This is a genomic window from Providencia sp. PROV156 (assembly GCF_028480905.1).
GTDB lineage: Bacteria > Pseudomonadota > Gammaproteobacteria > Enterobacterales > Enterobacteriaceae > Providencia > Providencia hangzhouensis.
Window position 1 is genome coordinate 18,486 of the sequence record NZ_JAMPPE010000030.1, and the last position, 15,795, is coordinate 34,280.

Below are 15,795 nucleotides of genomic sequence, written 5' to 3' on the forward strand. Positions count from 1 at the left end.
GGGGATATATGGCTGCACCAAAAGGAAATAGATTCTGGGAGGCTAGAAGTAGTCACGGAAGAAAGCCCATATTCGAATCGCCTGATGATTTATGGAATGCTTGCTGTGAATACTTTGAATGGGTTGAAGAGAATCCACTGTATGAAACTAAGGCGTTTGCATTCCAAGGGTTAGTGACTAAAGAGACATTACCTAAAATGCGAGCTATGACGCTATCAGGGCTTTGCTTGTTTATCGATATACACGAAGACACATGGCGACTATATCGCGCTAAGGAAGATTTTATCGAGGTCACTACGCGAGCTGAGAAAGTTATCTATGACCAGAAGTTCTCAGGCGCTGCCGCTGACTTGCTGAATGCAAATATTATTGCTCGTGATTTAGGTCTCAAAGACAGACAAGAGGTCGAGGATGTAACTCCAGATAAGGGAGACCGTGACAAGCGACGCTCTCGAATTAAGGAGTTATTCAACCGTGGAAAATCTGGATCAGATACTTGATAACTTGAATGACGATGAGCAGTTCGAGTTGCTTGAGTTATTGGAAGAGGAAGAAGAGTACAGAAAAACGCATCGTTTATTTGAATACTCTCCCTATGACAAGCAAAGAGAATTTATTGAGGCAGGTGGTAATTATTTCGAGCGTTGCTTTATGGCTGGTAACCAATTGGGTAAGTCATATACAGGTGGTGCCGAGGTTGCATTTCACTTAACCGGAAGATATCCAGGAACTAAAGGTTACCCTGAAGATGGTGCTTGGAAAGGAGAGTGGAAAGGTAAGCGGTTTCTTGAGCCTAATGTGTGGTGGGTTGGCGGTGAAACCAACGAAACAGTAACCAAAACAACTCAGCGTATCTTGTGTGGGCGTGTGGAGGAAACTGGTGAGATAGGTTACGGTTCAATTCCAAAAGAGGATGTTATTAGCTGGAAGAAATCACCATTTTACCCAAATCTTGTAGATCACATACTTATCCGACACCGAAATGCTGAAGGCGTGGAAGATGGAATGTCAATCTGCTACTTCAAACCTTACTCGCAAGGTCGCGCTAGATGGCAGGGTGACACAATACATGGCGTGTGGTTCGATGAGGAGCCACCATATTCCATTTACGCTGAAGGACTCACCCGCACCAACAAATACGGTCAGTTTTCAATTCTAACATTCACCCCCTTAATGGGGATGTCTACGGTAGTAGAAAAGTTTCTCAAGAACCCATCTAAAGCTCAGAAAGTAGTCAACATGACTATCTATGATGCTGATCACTACACCGAGGAAGAGAAAGAACGGATTGTTGCTTCATATCCTGAACATGAAAGAGAGGCTCGTGCTCGTGGTATTCCAACAATGGGTAGCGGTCGAATTTACCAAATACCCGAAGAGTCTATTAAGTGCCAGCCTTTCGAATGCCCTGAGCATTTTTACGTTATCGATGGTCAGGATTTCGGCTGGAATCATCCACAGGCTCATATCCAGTTGTGGTGGGATAAAGATGAGGATGTTTTTTATCTTGCTAGAGTGTGGAAAAAGTCGGAAAACACAGCAGTTCAAGCGTGGGGTGCTGTTAAGTCATGGGCTAATAAAGTTCCTGTAGCATGGCCTCATGATGGTCATCAGCACGAGAAAGGCGGTGGTGAGCAACTAAAAACTCAGTATGCGGATGCTGGCTTCTTAATGCTGAAGGAGCACGCAACATTTGCAGAGGGTGGCAACTCAGTAGAGTCCGGTATTAATGAATTACGTGATCTGATGCTTGATAACAGATTTAGAGTATTTAATACCTGTGAGCCATTCTTTGAAGAGTTCAGACTATATCACCGTGACGAAAACGGGAAGATAGTCAAAACAAACGATGATGTGCTTGATGCTGTTCGCTATGCCTACATGATGAGGCGCTTCGCTAAGCAGTTGCGTGATATCAAAAAGCCTAAAGAAAAGAGAATTCCCGCCCCAATTAGACCTATTAGGAGATAGAGATGGTCGATAGAAACGAGCGGCTTGAGAAAATACTTCGCAAATTCGACCTCGATTACTCTGCATCTGAAAATGCCAGAACGGAGGCGAGAAACGATTTATTCTTTAGTCGCGTTAGTCAGTGGGATGATTGGCTTGAAAGCTACGTCACATTGCAATACCGAGGTCAGTTTGATGTAGTGCGCCCAATGGTTCGTAAGCTCGTCGCTGAGATGCGCAAGAATCCTATTGAGGTTCAGTATCGACCAAAGGATAACGCTCCAGCTGATGCCGCTGATATTCTTATGGGAATGTATCGAACTGACATGCGAAACAATAGCTCAAAGATTGCCGTTAACGTGGCAGTAAGAGAGCAAATCGAATGTGGTTACGGTGCTTGGCGACTCGTCACTGAATATGAGGATGATAACCCGACTAGCAACAATCAGATTATCCGACGCGTTCCTATGCATGAGTCTTGTACTCACGTTATCTGGGATTGCAACGCCAAGGCAATGGATAAGTCTGACGCGAAGAATTGCACCATAATTCACGCGATGAATATTGATGGATGGGAGTCATTCGCTGAGCAATACGGTCTAGACCCTGAAATTCAACCATCATTCCAATCACCTAACAATGATTTATTGTTCACTTGGTCGAGTGGGAAAACAATTCATATCGCTGAGCATTACGAAGTTGAGGAAAAGAAAGAGTTAGTGTTTGTTTATCGCGACCCGCTAACTAATGATCTTCAAACTTACTCGGCAAAAGAAGCGAAAGAAAAGATTGATGAACTGGCAAATGCTGGCTATCAAAAGGTAGGTGAGCGCAGAGTTAAAAAGCGCAGAGTCTATAAATCAATCATCACTAGCACAGGTATTCTGAAAGATAGAATGCCGATAGCTGGCGAGCATATTCCAATCGTGCCTGTGTATGGTGAGTGGTCATTCTTTGATGATAACGAGCTATATGAAGGGGTTGTTAGGCTATCGAAGGATGCTCAACGTCTGCGTAACTTTATCTTATCCAAGTCTGCGGACACTGCCGCTAAATCACCTAAGAAGAAGCCATTCTTTTTCCCTGAGCAAATAGCAGGGTATGAACATATGTTTAGCGGTGAGGACGATTACCCATACTATCTACTCAACCGTACTGATGAGAACAATGCTGACCTGCCTCCTTCACCCGTTGCGTATATGGAGAATGCTGAGGTTTCACAGGCTGATGCATTGCTTCTGGAAGTGGCAACGGAAGCAGCTAAATCAACCGCTCGTGTCGGCGTTGATACTGAGGCAGCTAATGGACAAGTGGCGTTCGATACCGTTAATCAACTAAATAGTCGCATCGACCTAGAAACGTATGTGTTTCAGGATAACTTAGCTATCGCAATGCGCCGTGATGGTGAAATTTACGCATCAATTGCTACTGAGATATACGACACCAATCGAACAGTAACAACAACCTCAGAGGATGGAAGCGAAAACCAGATTGATCTTATGCAGGAAGAATTAGACTTCAGCAAAGGTGAAGTGATTGTTCGCAATGATATCCGAGGCAAGTACGAAACATTTACTGATGTGGGTCCATCTTTCCAATCACAAAAAGATGCTGCTAGAGCTGAGATAGGCGAGCTTATCGTCAAGGTTCCAGTAGAACATCCTATGTGGAATGTCATGATGCTGACGTATGCAAATATGATGGAAGGTAAAGGCGTTGAATACATCAGAGATTATGCCAACAAGGAATTGATTGTTAATGGCTTGAAGAAACCAGAAACCGATGAAGAACAGCAATGGTTAATGGAAGCTCAGCAAGCAGCACAAAGCAATCAAGATCCTAATGCTATGTTAGCTCAGGCGCAAATCATCGCGGCTCAAGCAGAGCAAACCAAAGCTAATAACGAAACAGCACAAACTCAAATCAAAGCATTTACCGCTCAACAAGATGCAATGGAATCTCAAGCCAATACGGTCTACAAGCTAGCTCAGGCTAGGAATATAGATGAATCGGCAGTAAGAGAGGCCATTAAACTTCTGAACGAGGTTGCACAGCAACAACAACAAAACATTCCTACCGACAATATCGTCGAGAATAATCCTCAAACCATGTAAGAGAGTTAAATATCATGAGCACAACCACCGAAATTCAGAATCAGTCTGAAGAGATAATCCTGTCTGGCGATCAGGCGGCGGCATCCGCAGATGGCTTAGTTATCGATAATGCCAACGGTAACGCAGGGCAAGAAGAAGGCTTCGACATTGTACTGAAAGACGATGAGCAACCGCTGGAAGGCAAGCCTAGTAATAACGCAATACAAGCAGCTAAACGTATCGCTCGCAAACGTCAGCGAGAAATTGAGCAGCAAGTAAAAGCAATTGAAAGCGGCGAGCTTCCTGAGCACCTACGCGTTAATCCTGAGTTACCAGCACAGCCTAATATGGATGATTACTTATCCGATGAAGGTCTGGCTAAATACAACTATGACACTCACAGAGCTACAGCCGCATTTAATGCAGATATGCAGAAGTGGCAAATGGACGCTCTTGATGCAAGAAGTAAGGCTGTTGCATCACAGGGTCGTAAAACTCAGGAGTTCACGCAGCAAAGCCAACAAATAGCTAACGCAATGAAGGCGCACTATGATGCGGCTGAAAAACTCAACTTACCTGACTATCAGGAGAAGGAAGATTCTGCATTGCAAGTATTGCCACAAGGTGTTTATGAGGCAGTCGCAACAAACTTCCCAGAGAAATCAGCCGCCATCATTTACTACCTTGGGTCTAACCCTGATAAAGCGCAAGAATTGTTTAGCAAAAACCCTGTTCAGGTCACTATCGAACTAACTCGATTAGCTGATCGTTTAACTCTCAAGCCTCGTGGTACACAACGTTCATCAGCCCCACCTGCCGACGAACCAATTAGTGGTGATGTTTCTGCGGCCAATGTCGCAGCATTACAGAAGCAAATGGACGATGCAGCAAGTAAAGGTGATGTAGAAAAGTACCGCGCTATCAAGGCTAAATTACAAGGAATTAAATAATGTCTTTAAATGAAGGTCAGATCATCACCTATATGGTGGATGAAGTAGTAAACACTATCGAAAATAACTGCCCCATGGCTCAGCGTGTAGGTAAATATACGCCGCCTGCTGGCGATATGCAGCGCTCTCAAAATACTGTCTGGATGCCAGTAGAGCAAGAAGCCCCTACTCAACAGGGTTGGGATTTAACCAATAAAGCGACAGGTATTTTGGAGCTCTCTGTCAAATGCAACATGGGCGTTCCAGATAATGACTTCTTTGGTTTACGTGCTGATGATGTACGTGATGAAACCTCATTGCGCCGCCGCATCCGTGCATCTGGCTTAAAGTTGGCTAACAACGTTGAGACTTCAATTGCCAAGCAGGCTGCAGACACAGCGTCTTTAGTAGTAACTGATACTGGAGATTTAGCTAATGGCGCAGAAGCTTGGGGTTTTACCGCTAAAGCAGAGTCTCTTATGTTTTCACGCGAGCTGAACCGCAACCAAGGTCTTAGCTATTTCTTTAACCCAGATGACTATCTGAAGGCTGGATATAATTTGGTAGGCAAAGATCTATACGGACGCATTCAGGAAGAGGCTTACAAGTCAGGGACAATTCAAAAGCAAGTTGCTGGGTTTGAAGATGTTCTCCGCTCCCCTAAACTGCCCACGTTATTAGCGGCAACTGCCACAGGTGTCACAGTTGATGGTGCGCAGAAGTTCAAGCCTGAAGCATGGAAAGAAGATGTTGACGGAAATCGTGAAAACGTTGATAACCGCACAGCAGTAGTTAAAGTTAGTGACGGAACGGCATTTAAACGCGGCGATAAAATCAGCTTCGCTGGCGTTAAGTTCATCTCTCAGATGGCAAAGGACTTATTAACACAAGATGCAACATTTGCGGTCGTTGGCGTTGATGGCAATAACATCACTATCATGCCTAAACCAATTGCACTTGATGACGCAGCACTGAAGCCTGAAGAGAGAGCATATGCAAACGTCAACACATCACTTGCAGCTGGTGCGGCAATTAGCGTCCTTAACATTAAAACGTCTAAGACAAATATCTTCTGGGCTGATGACTCAATTACCTTGTTATCTCAACCTATCCCGCTTAACCACGCATTATTTAGCGGAATGAAAACTCAGTCATTCAGTATCGACTCTGTTGGCCTGAATGGTGTTGTAGCGTATCAAGGTGATATCTCAACACTAGAAGGCAAGTGCCGTATTGCTGTTTGGTACTCAGCTTGCACTAAAAGACCTGAAGCGGTTGGAGTTGGTCTTACTGGTCAGGCTTAGTATGGTAATTAGTTAAGGGGGGGGCTTCGGCTCCCTTTATTTTTTGGAGATGAAACATGAGTACCATGCTTTATAAAGCCAATGGGGATGTAAAAATCTGGGGCATGAATCTTCAGATCGCCACTGTCAACGATGATAAAATTGAAAAGCACTTGAAAGACGGCTGGTGTAAGCATCCAAACGACACTAAGAAGAAAACTGAAGATAAACCCGCTACCAAGAAAAAGGCGGTGAAAGATGCAGATAACAACGAAGGGTGAGTTAGTCATCGCAGCACTGCGTAAACTAGGTGTTGCGTCGGATGCCACGCTAACAGATATCGAACCACAATCATTAGAGGACGGAGTAGTTGATTTAGAGTCAATGATGTATGAATGGTTTGAAGATGGCGCAGGAATTCACACTGGTTATAAATTCGCTGATGAAGATACACCGATCGACCAAGGCGATGAACACGGACTGCATAAGCAAGCTATTAACGCAGTTATCTACAACCTAGCCACCCGCATTGCCCCTGATTATCAAATAACACCGCTTGATAAAGTCATTACAACTGCTCGCTATGGCAAAGAAAGATTAATGCGTAGTTGTGCAATGAAACGTGCAAAAGAAGCCAGAGCGCATTATCCAAATGGCTTCCCTATTGGTTCTGGTAATCGCCTAGCAACCATGAACGGATATCGATTCTTCCATAGGAGTAAACCACATGCCAAGGATTCAGATCCCTCTTGCTAGAGGTTTACGCAAAGACCCACACACGGCTGATTATATCGATGGTCTGCCAGTGAATATGTTGGCCACACCGAAAGAAGTATTGAATGCCGCTGGTTATCTTCGTTCATTCCCTGCGCTGGTAAAACTTCGTGATGCTGATGGAGTGTCGCGAGGTGTCCAGTTCAACACGAAAAATGGCACTGTGTATCGTGTGTGTGGCGGCAAGTTGTATCAAGACGCAAATGCTATCGGTGATATTCAAGGTAAAGACAGAGTATCACTGGCACATTCTGGCGTAAGTCAGGCGGTCGCTTTTGGTGGCAAGTTAAAACTCTATCGTTACGATGGTGAAGTTAAAGAGCTGACTAACTGGCCTGAAGAAGAGGTAGTCAAAGAAGGCTACACTCGTGATGTTAAAAAGTGGACTCACAAAGCTGGCAATGATGATTTCGTATCTCTGACTAAAGATGATATCGACGGTTCGCTCACTCTGAAGATAACGCCAAAGGCATCAGACGGTGTTGTAGGTGAAGTTATTGAGATACCCGAGTATCAATTTGGCGCTAAAAAGTCACAAGATAAACCCGAGGCAGAAAAGCCATACTTAACGGATATTATCGTTAATGGCCTGAAGCGAACAGGGAATAAACTCACGATTGAATACAAGTTCAATTACGATAAAACAATCCCTAATAACACTGTGAAGCCAACTGATACGACTGAATTTGTGATGACTAAGGAAGTGTTAGAGGTCGTTAACAAATATCCTCAATACGATTTAGGTGAAGTGGTCGATGTTGCTCGTAATCGTGGTCGTTATATCTGGCTACAAAAGGGCGGCGCTCGTTTCGGTATAACAGATATTGAGGACGAGTCGAAGCCTGATAGATACACGCCATTCTACACAGCAGAGTCACAACCTGACGGAATCATTTCTGTTAGCTCTTGGCGTGATATGGTCATCTGCTTTGGTGCTTCAACTATCGAATACTTTTCATTAACCGGCTCTACTTCTGCGACTCAACCAATTTACGCAATGCAACCATCTTACATGGTGCAAATGGGTATTGCTGGTCGTGATGCTAAATGTAAGTTTGGTGATTCATACGCGTTTATCAGCAATCCTGCAAATGGTGCGCCGTCTGTTTATTTACTTGGCTCAGGTACTGCTAGCGTCATATCGACGGCAAGTATTGATAAAATTATCCGTAGTTATACCGCTGATGAGTTATCAGGCGCAGTTATGGAGTCGGTTAAATTTGATGGTCATGAACTGGCAATAATCCACTTACCACGCCACACACTTTGTTTTGATGGCACTGGCAGCCAGCAATATCCGCAATGGTGCATTCTGAAAACTGGACTATACGATGAGCCGTACCGCGCTATTGACTTCATGTATGAAGATAATCAGATAACGGTTGGCGACAAAAAGTCTGACTTAGTTGGTAAGTTAGCGTTTGATAAATCATCTCAGTATGACCAACAAGCCGAGCACATTATATATACACCGATGGTGAAAGCGGATAACGCACGAGTGTTTGACCTAGAACTCGAAGCGTCAACGGGTGTTGCTCAAATCGCTGACCGTTTATTCCTATCTGCTACTGCCGATGGAATAAATTTCGGTAGGGAGCAAATGTACCCACAAAACGCACCGTTCCGTTACGACATGCGCGCGATTTGGCGCAGGGTTGGCAGAGTGAGAAAGAATATCGGGTTTAAGATTCGCGTTATCACTAAGTCACCTGTAACGCTCAGTGACCTATCGATGAGGGTTGAATGATGGCTGATGAACCTTATGCTAACTCTAAATTGAATGAGCCTATAAGTATCACAGCTTCGTATATAACCCCCGATATATTACCTAGTAACTTCAGCGTAACTTACATGCGGATTGTATTGAATAGCGCTGAAGACATGGGGAAGGTTGCTGGCCGTGCCAACGAGGCTGGACAGGAGGCATATAACGCGCAAGTAAAAAATGAGGAGCAGGACGAAACGCTAGCTAATCACGAGGAGCGTTTAATTTCAGCAGAGGAAACGCTAGAGAAACACGAAGCTCAACTACAAAACCACGAAACACGGATCACCGCAGCAGAAGAGAAAATAGTTGACCATGAAATAAGAATTAAGGCAGCCGAAGAACGATTAGACGACCACGAGACGCGATTAACGACAGCAGAGAGTGATATTACATACCTTACGGAAAAGGTCTCTGAAATCGACGCCGATTACGTCTCATTGAGTCGTGAAACTACGCAAACTTTAGCATCACCGATTTCTGTCAAAGATTCTTACTCTGTTAATGGTGTTCAGGTTATCAGCGCTCGTGTTACTGGCTTCACTGCTTCTACTGGTACGGCTTCGAAATCTGGCTTCAATGCTAATAAAACTTACAGTATTGGCTCGACATATGACCAGTTAGAAATTCAGGCGCTTGCATCGGATCTCACTGAAACTCGTAAATCCCTTAAAGCGCTGGAAGATATGGCGCGGGCACATGGATTAATCGATTGAGGTAATCATGATCACATTCAAACCAACGCGAAATATCGATTTGATTGAAACGGTTGGCAATCACAAAGACATTATCGCTGGTAGCAACAATGGTGATGGGTTCGATTACAACGCTAACCAGAAATACTTTGAGGTTAATGTTCATGGTCAATTCGGTGGCATCGTGTATTACGAAGAAGTGCAGCCGATGACATTTGACTGTCACGCTATGTACCTACCAGAAGCAAGGGGATTCAGTAAAGACATTGGCCTAGCGTTTTGGAAATTCATTCTATCAACAACTCATGTTCAATGTGTTACCTCATTCGCTGCTCGTAAGTTTCGTCACGGTCAAATCTATTGTGCGATGATTGGCCTTAAACGAGTTGGCACTATCAAAAAGTATTTCAAAGGCGTTGATGACGTCACCTTCTATTCAGCAACTCGCGAAGAACTAGCCGAGTTCATCAGTAAATAACGGAGTTAACAATGGCTATCGGAAATATTTTTGCACTAGGCAGAAAGTTGCATGGTGAAGAACCTCTATTCCCTGAAGGTGGAGGAGGTAAAGGTGGCGGTGGTAGTAGTGGTGCAGGAGAGCAGGCCGCAGCAATGAAGTATGCAACTGATATCCAGAACCAACAGTTTGAGAGGGTTATGAATGGGCTTGCTCCATTTACTCCGCTTGCTGGCCAGTATATTAATCAGCTTAAAAACCTATCATCTCCCGAAGGTGCTGCTCAGGCTCTTGGGCAATACTACAACTCGCAACAGTTTAATGATTACTCAAATCAGGCGCGTTACCAAAACTTAGCGGCAGCCGAAGCGATGGGCGGACTAGGCTCTACGGCTACAAGCAACAGTCTAGCTTCAATTGCTCCTGCACTCGGTGAAAGTTGGCTGAATAGTCAAATGAACAACTATAACAACCTTGCAAATATCGGGATTGGTGCGCTTCAAGGTCAAGCGAACGCGGGGCAAACATACGCGAATAATGCTGGCCAGTTGTCTCAACAAAATGCTGCCCTTGCCGCTGCTAACGCTAATAGACCGTCAGGTATGCAGCAAGCAGTAACTGGTGGTTTAGGTGGCGGTGCTCTTGGATATGGAATTGCTAGCGCTCTAGGTACTTCAACGCCTTGGGGAATGGGTATTGGAGCTGGATTAGGTATTTTAGGGAGTATCTTCTAATGGCGACTTGGAACCAGAATATTAATAGTGGTGGTTTTTTAGGAGGCATAGGTCAAGTTAACGACAATGCGCCTAGAGCTAGCGATATTAATCCCACTCTAGGCCTTATCAGAGAAAACAACGACCTTCAACGCTCTGGCGCTAATAATTGGGGGTTGCAGGCCATGCAGGGCTTGGCTGGTATAGCTTCTATGCATCAGCAAGATCAGCAGCAACAAAGGCTGTCTGAGTTCCAAGGTAAATGGGGGCAGGCCATGGCTAATAACGATACTGGTGCCATGCGTGGTCTATTTGCTGAATATCCTGAAATGAGAGAGCAAATTACTGGCGGTATGGATGGGATTAATGATGATGTCAAGCAGTCAATAGGTAACTTAGCACTTGGTTATAATGCCGCTATCTCAGGTGGTAATGTTGAAAGCTTCGTTCGGGAGAATGCAGATGAAATGCGTAAATTTGGCTTTGACCCGCAAGTTGCTTTTAAAATGGCTACAGAAAATCCTGCTGCTGCAAAAGAATATGCCTTGGCTTTAGGAATGAGGGCATCAACGCCTGAGAAGTTTATGGATATGATGGATGCCCAAGCTAATCGCGGGGTGACAATGAGAGGGCAAGATATAGGTGCTGAAACAGCTCGCCGAGGTCAAGATATTGGTGCTGCTACTGCGAGGCGTGGGCAAGACATATCAGCACAAAATTCCATCCGTTCTGCTAATGCTCAGGCCGCAGCTCCTTCATCAGTTAGGGAGTATGAGTATTTGCAGTCACTATCACCTGAGCAGCGTAAGCAATTTATGCAGCTAAAAGGGAAGGGTGGAGATGAGATGCAACAGGCTCAGTTATCAAATGGTCAGACAGTAATGATTGATCCAAAAGCTCAGGGTGCTGGCGAGTCTAAGTATTATAAGGGGTATGACGCTAACGGTAATGTGGTAACTATTCCTGTCAATGCACTATCATCAGTGTCTGATTCATCTGGATCTGCAACAAAAAATATAATGAATAAGGATATTGGTTTAATTCTTAATTCTAGCCCAACTGAAACAGCTCCGCTCACTGGTATAACTGGAGGGACAGGAAGCCCAGCAATTACAGCTGATGTAATGAGTAGAATTAAAGACCCTAAAACAAGAGAAATTTTTAATGCTGCCAACAGAATTCAAGGGAACATGCAGAATCAGGGTATCGGTGCTGCAAGGGCTATGGGCGCAAGCGGAATAAACACCGAGGCAGAAGCTAAGAGATTCTTCCAGTCAATGCCACAGATAGACTACTCAAGCAGGGATGCAATGATTACATCTGTTAAGGACATAAAAAACTATACAGATGAATATAACTCTAGAAATACTGCAAATCTTGGTGGAAGTAAATCTCAGCAACAGCAAGCTCCACAAGCAGCAATACAAGCTTTGCAGCAAAACCCATCATTAGCGCCCCAGTTCAGAGCTAAGTACGGATACCTACCATAGGAATAAATTCAATGGCTAACTTCTTTGATCAATTTGACAGTCAATCAGAATCAGGCGAAGAGGCTAATTTTTTCGACCAATTTGATAGTGAGACAAACGAGCAATCTAAATTGACTGAAGAGCCTCAGCAACAAAATAATTATATTAGCGGGATGGTAAACACGAATAGGCAATTAGCAGAAGGGATCAATCGTAGCGGTCAACAAGGGAAGGATTTCAGAGATAACGTTATTGATGCTGTAACAGGTGAAAGCAAGATGACACCTGAAATACAGGGATTAAATAGCGTTATGTCATCACCTGAAATTCAATCATTAACTGGTGATTCGTTCAAAGCTAACTGGGCGCAACTTTTTGGTAATGATGAAGATTTCATGCTCACTCTTCGTAATATGGGTGGGAAAATGTCATCGGACGAAAAAGGAAACGTCATTGTTGATTTGCCATCTGGTAAATATGCGCTGAATAAGCCTGGTCTTGATGGTGATGATATCATTCCGTTTGTTGCTAATGCGTTAGCGTTTACTCCGGCCGCTAGAGCGGAAACTATTTGGGGTTCTGGTCTGGCTTCCGCTGCTACTGATGTAGGCCTGCAAGGTTCAGTTAGTGCCGCAGGTGGCACTGATGTAGACCCATTACAAACAGCAATATCTGGCGGCATTGGTGTTGGTGGTAAAATAATTGAACGTGGTATCAGTGGATTATCCAGAGCCGCTAGTGGTGAAATAGCACCAGAAACCCAACAATTGCTAAGAAATGCCGAACAGAACGGTATAGATGTACTAACTACTGATGTCTTGCCACCAAGAACAGCAGTAGGACGTCAAATGCAGCAAGCTGGTGAGCAAAGCATAGGCGGAACGGGAAATCGTAGGGCTATACAGGCTGAGCAAAGGGAAAATTTTGTTGAATCTGTTCCTCAAATGATTGAACAAGAGTTCGGTATTTACGCTCCGCATGTCATGCAAGGTGAAGTTAGGGCTGGCTTGAGAGCAGCTAAAGATCAACATGGTGGAGTAATAAACAGAATAACCGAACAAATGGCTGATGCTGTTGTTACCCCAACTAGGTCTATACCTGCCATTGATGGTGCCATGCAGCAATTAGCAAACGGATTAGCCCCTAACGGCGCAGCGATGCAGATATTAAATACACTGAGGGATCGTGTCGCCAATGGAGCTAGTTTTGCAGAAATTAGAAACCTAAGAACCGAATTAAGGCAAAGTTTGCAGGGTGATAATCTGGCTATGCCAACCTCATTAGAGGCGGCATATAATAGGATTAATACCGCTTTAACTGGGGATATGAATAGCGCTGTTGGTAAAACCCTTGGCGCTAATACTTTAAACCAACTTCGCCATGCAAATAATGAATACAGGAATATAGCAAGAGGGATAGAAAAAACAGGTTTGAAAAACGCGCTTGAAAAAGGTGATGTAACTCCTGAGCTAATGGATAATCTAGTATATAGTAAGCGACCTAGTGATATAGCTCGTATATATGGCATGGTTAATGAAAACGGTAGAAACCAACTTAGGGCAGCGTATTTAACAAAAGCTTATGAGAAAGCTAATGGGTCACCTCAAAGAATGATCACCCAATTAGACCAGCTCATCAATCAGTCAAACGGTCAAATATTTAATACAGTATTCAACCCAAGACAGCGTCAAATGATTGAGGGTATGCGTGATGTTCTTGAGGCAACTAGAAGGGCTGGAACGGCAAATCAGGTTACTCAAACTGGTATGGCTCTGTTAACCCCTGCGAGAACAGCAGCAACGTTATTAACTGGAGGTGCTTCACTTGGTATTGAAGTTGGAACAGGGATGATAGCCAGAATGTACGAATCACCAAGAATCCGCAATATGTTGCTTAGGTTGCATAATACACCTAGAGGAAGCACAGCTAGAGACAGAGCGATAACTAATATCATCAATACTCTAACTGCGTCAGGGCAGTCTATTGGCAGAGATTAATCACTTGAACATGTACCAACCACATCCCCAACAAGTGATGTGGTTCCTGTGACCAATTTGTGATTATTAACTACTTTTGAGTAAAGGACTTTGTTTTGATCTGTTATAGACCAAGTCTCAATGGTGGACGTATCCCCATTGACATAGAAGCCTATCATTGATGATGTAGATATAGGCATATATTCAAGACCACCTCCGCCTAGTTCATTATTTACCATCTTCAGCTCGGCTTTATCTTTATTTATATTGATTTGGAAAACACTTTTTGCCATCCCATTTTTTTCATATAAGTAATCACTCTGCTCAAATGCGCTGTATCCGTTTAAGTTAGTAACGACCCAACACTGTGCATTAACGTACACAGGGGTCACGGCAACTAGTGCCAATAGATATTTTTTCACCATCACCTCACATAATTATTTTTAATGCCTCAATGATAGTATGAGGTGGGGATATTCACAATCACATAGTAAATATGGTATAGATTAGTCTGTTTATTGATTAACCTCTCGGGTTAAGCTATTTTTAATTGAAGGCATAGCACTTTAATGATAGATTTTCGACCCCGTTGTTATTATAAGTAATCATAAAGATGGTTGTTTATCCCTCACAATGGAGATTTGTTGGAGGTAACATGAAAAAAAATGTCTTTAGAACAGTTCTTGAACCTGTAAAGGTAAGGCAAATAAGCCCGTCAGAAATGGTTAAAATGACTCCTGAGCAAGCTGACAACGTCGAAAGAGTTGAATACAAAGCCCCTAAGCTTGGCGGTGAAGGCTTCGGCTCATTCTTGGTGACATATAAAACGCCAGTACTCTGCGAAAGTAATTTATGAGCCAAGAAAAAAACCAAGTAGTTCCTGCTAGCTCTGTTGATGATGATCCAGATAAGAATCAAAATAAACAGAAAAAAGACAAGCACAACCCTATCGCCGCAATTGAAAAGTTCGTTGAGGTTCAGTCGAAAGAGATTGAATTGAAGTCAAAGGAAATTGAATTCAAAACTCAGGAACTAGAGGTTAGACGCCAAGAAATAGAGAGCAATAAGGAAATTGCATTAAAATCAATTGATGCACAAAAGGAAGACAGAGAAACACAGACAAAATACTTTAGTGGATTAGAGTCCAAAAAAGTATATTTCAAATGTTTAATTGCCGTTGGCGTTGTGGCGGTTGTTATTATATCTATGTTTACTGATAATGCTCAATATACTATAGAGTTAGCCAAGATTGGTGGAGGTGTTCTAGCTGGGTATCTAGCTGGAATATACAAAGGTAAGTCAGATCAATTGGAAAGAACCCCACCCCCAAAAACAGAAGACTAAATAAAAGACCCACCACTAGGTGGGTTTTTTATTTTCACCATAAAGCTTAATCAGCATTTCTACGACTGACTTTTTAAGCTCTTCGGCTTGTTCGTTGGCCGCACGTTCGGCATCACTACGATAGCCAATAATGGGCGTTGGTGTATCGAGGTACTGGTCAACTATATAGGTTAACTCAGCATTGAGTGAGCGGCCATTTAGCTTAGCTCTTTGTCTTAGTTTTTCTTTCTTTTCAGCATTATACCTAAAGCTGAATACTGAATCTTCACGTGCCATTTTACTCACCATTGGTCTTTAGGGTGGGTTGGCATCTTATAATCTACTGTATTTATTTACAATAACGTCAC

At 43.5% G+C, this 15,795-nt stretch carries 17 protein-coding genes; 15 read left to right on the forward strand and 2 right to left on the reverse strand.

Annotation, left to right across the window (positions count from 1 at the left end):
* Nucleotides 1–8 precede the first annotated feature (8 nt).
* The 13 genes from PSF31_RS18295 to PSF31_RS18360 are packed head-to-tail and all read left to right on the forward strand — an operon-like array spanning nucleotide 9 to nucleotide 14,125.
* On the forward strand, nucleotides 9–500 hold the full coding sequence (locus PSF31_RS18295; RefSeq protein ID WP_164561110.1) for a DNA-packaging protein: 492 nt from the start codon (nucleotides 9–11) through the stop codon (nucleotides 498–500).
* Complete coding sequence (locus PSF31_RS18300; RefSeq protein ID WP_164561109.1) at nucleotides 475–1,971, forward strand: terminase large subunit; 1,497 nt, start codon at nucleotides 475–477, stop codon at nucleotides 1,969–1,971. Before PSF31_RS18295 ends, PSF31_RS18300 begins: the two co-directional genes overlap by 26 nt.
* A 2-nt stretch (nucleotides 1,972–1,973) precedes the next feature.
* The gene (locus PSF31_RS18305) at nucleotides 1,974–4,064 is read left to right on the forward strand and encodes a portal protein (RefSeq protein ID WP_164561108.1); all 2,091 of its coding nucleotides are present in this window, start codon (nucleotides 1,974–1,976) and stop codon (nucleotides 4,062–4,064) included.
* Between the two features lie 14 nt (nucleotides 4,065–4,078).
* The gene (locus PSF31_RS18310; protein WP_164561107.1) at nucleotides 4,079–4,993 is read left to right on the forward strand and encodes a scaffolding protein; all 915 of its coding nucleotides are present in this window, start codon (nucleotides 4,079–4,081) and stop codon (nucleotides 4,991–4,993) included.
* On the forward strand, nucleotides 4,993–6,276 hold the full coding sequence (locus PSF31_RS18315; protein WP_164561106.1) for a P22 phage major capsid protein family protein: 1,284 nt from the start codon (nucleotides 4,993–4,995) through the stop codon (nucleotides 6,274–6,276). The genes PSF31_RS18310 and PSF31_RS18315 overlap by 1 nt, the downstream gene beginning before the upstream one ends.
* Before the next feature lie 56 nt (nucleotides 6,277–6,332).
* Complete coding sequence (locus PSF31_RS18320) at nucleotides 6,333–6,536, forward strand: hypothetical protein (RefSeq protein WP_164561105.1); 204 nt, start codon at nucleotides 6,333–6,335, stop codon at nucleotides 6,534–6,536.
* Nucleotides 6,514–7,011, forward strand: coding sequence for a packaged DNA stabilization gp4 family protein (locus tag PSF31_RS18325; protein WP_164561104.1), 498 nt, complete (start codon nucleotides 6,514–6,516; stop codon nucleotides 7,009–7,011). Before PSF31_RS18320 ends, PSF31_RS18325 begins: the two co-directional genes overlap by 23 nt.
* Nucleotides 6,983–8,776, forward strand: coding sequence for a packaged DNA stabilization protein (locus PSF31_RS21060; protein ID WP_336298889.1), 1,794 nt, complete (start codon nucleotides 6,983–6,985; stop codon nucleotides 8,774–8,776). The genes PSF31_RS18325 and PSF31_RS21060 overlap by 29 nt, the downstream gene beginning before the upstream one ends.
* Nucleotides 8,773–9,510 (forward strand): phage tail protein, encoded by a 738-nt coding sequence (locus tag PSF31_RS18340; RefSeq protein WP_164561103.1) that lies wholly within the window; start codon nucleotides 8,773–8,775, stop codon nucleotides 9,508–9,510. Before PSF31_RS21060 ends, PSF31_RS18340 begins: the two co-directional genes overlap by 4 nt.
* A gap of 7 nt (nucleotides 9,511–9,517) precedes the next feature.
* Nucleotides 9,518–9,967, forward strand: coding sequence for a DUF2824 family protein (locus tag PSF31_RS18345; protein ID WP_048606466.1), 450 nt, complete (start codon nucleotides 9,518–9,520; stop codon nucleotides 9,965–9,967).
* 11 nt (nucleotides 9,968–9,978) lie between these two features.
* The gene (locus PSF31_RS18350) at nucleotides 9,979–10,680 is read left to right on the forward strand and encodes a DNA transfer protein (protein WP_423810769.1); all 702 of its coding nucleotides are present in this window, start codon (nucleotides 9,979–9,981) and stop codon (nucleotides 10,678–10,680) included.
* Nucleotides 10,680–12,149, forward strand: a complete 1,470-nt coding sequence (locus PSF31_RS18355) for a phage DNA ejection protein (RefSeq protein ID WP_164561102.1) — start codon at nucleotides 10,680–10,682, stop codon at nucleotides 12,147–12,149. Before PSF31_RS18350 ends, PSF31_RS18355 begins: the two co-directional genes overlap by 1 nt.
* 11 nt (nucleotides 12,150–12,160) lie before the next feature.
* On the forward strand, nucleotides 12,161–14,125 hold the full coding sequence (locus PSF31_RS18360; RefSeq protein WP_272663402.1) for a hypothetical protein: 1,965 nt from the start codon (nucleotides 12,161–12,163) through the stop codon (nucleotides 14,123–14,125).
* Here PSF31_RS18360 and PSF31_RS18365 read toward each other — a convergent pair.
* Complete coding sequence (locus tag PSF31_RS18365) at nucleotides 14,122–14,511, reverse strand: hypothetical protein (protein ID WP_272663403.1); 390 nt, start codon at nucleotides 14,509–14,511, stop codon at nucleotides 14,122–14,124. The two genes, PSF31_RS18360 and PSF31_RS18365, sit on opposite strands and share 4 nt — an antisense overlap.
* Nucleotides 14,512–14,759: 248 nt before the next feature.
* Here PSF31_RS18365 and PSF31_RS18370 point away from each other — a divergent pair, with 248 nt between their 5' ends.
* Nucleotides 14,760–14,960, forward strand: coding sequence for a hypothetical protein (locus PSF31_RS18370; protein ID WP_164561099.1), 201 nt, complete (start codon nucleotides 14,760–14,762; stop codon nucleotides 14,958–14,960).
* The gene (locus PSF31_RS18375; RefSeq protein WP_164561098.1) at nucleotides 14,957–15,448 is read left to right on the forward strand and encodes a hypothetical protein; all 492 of its coding nucleotides are present in this window, start codon (nucleotides 14,957–14,959) and stop codon (nucleotides 15,446–15,448) included. The genes PSF31_RS18370 and PSF31_RS18375 overlap by 4 nt, the downstream gene beginning before the upstream one ends.
* 15 nt (nucleotides 15,449–15,463) lie before the next feature.
* Here PSF31_RS18375 and PSF31_RS18380 read toward each other — a convergent pair whose 3' ends face one another.
* Nucleotides 15,464–15,724 (reverse strand): Arc family DNA-binding protein, encoded by a 261-nt coding sequence (locus PSF31_RS18380; RefSeq protein WP_164561097.1) that lies wholly within the window; start codon nucleotides 15,722–15,724, stop codon nucleotides 15,464–15,466.
* Between the last annotated feature and the right edge of the window lie 71 nt (nucleotides 15,725–15,795).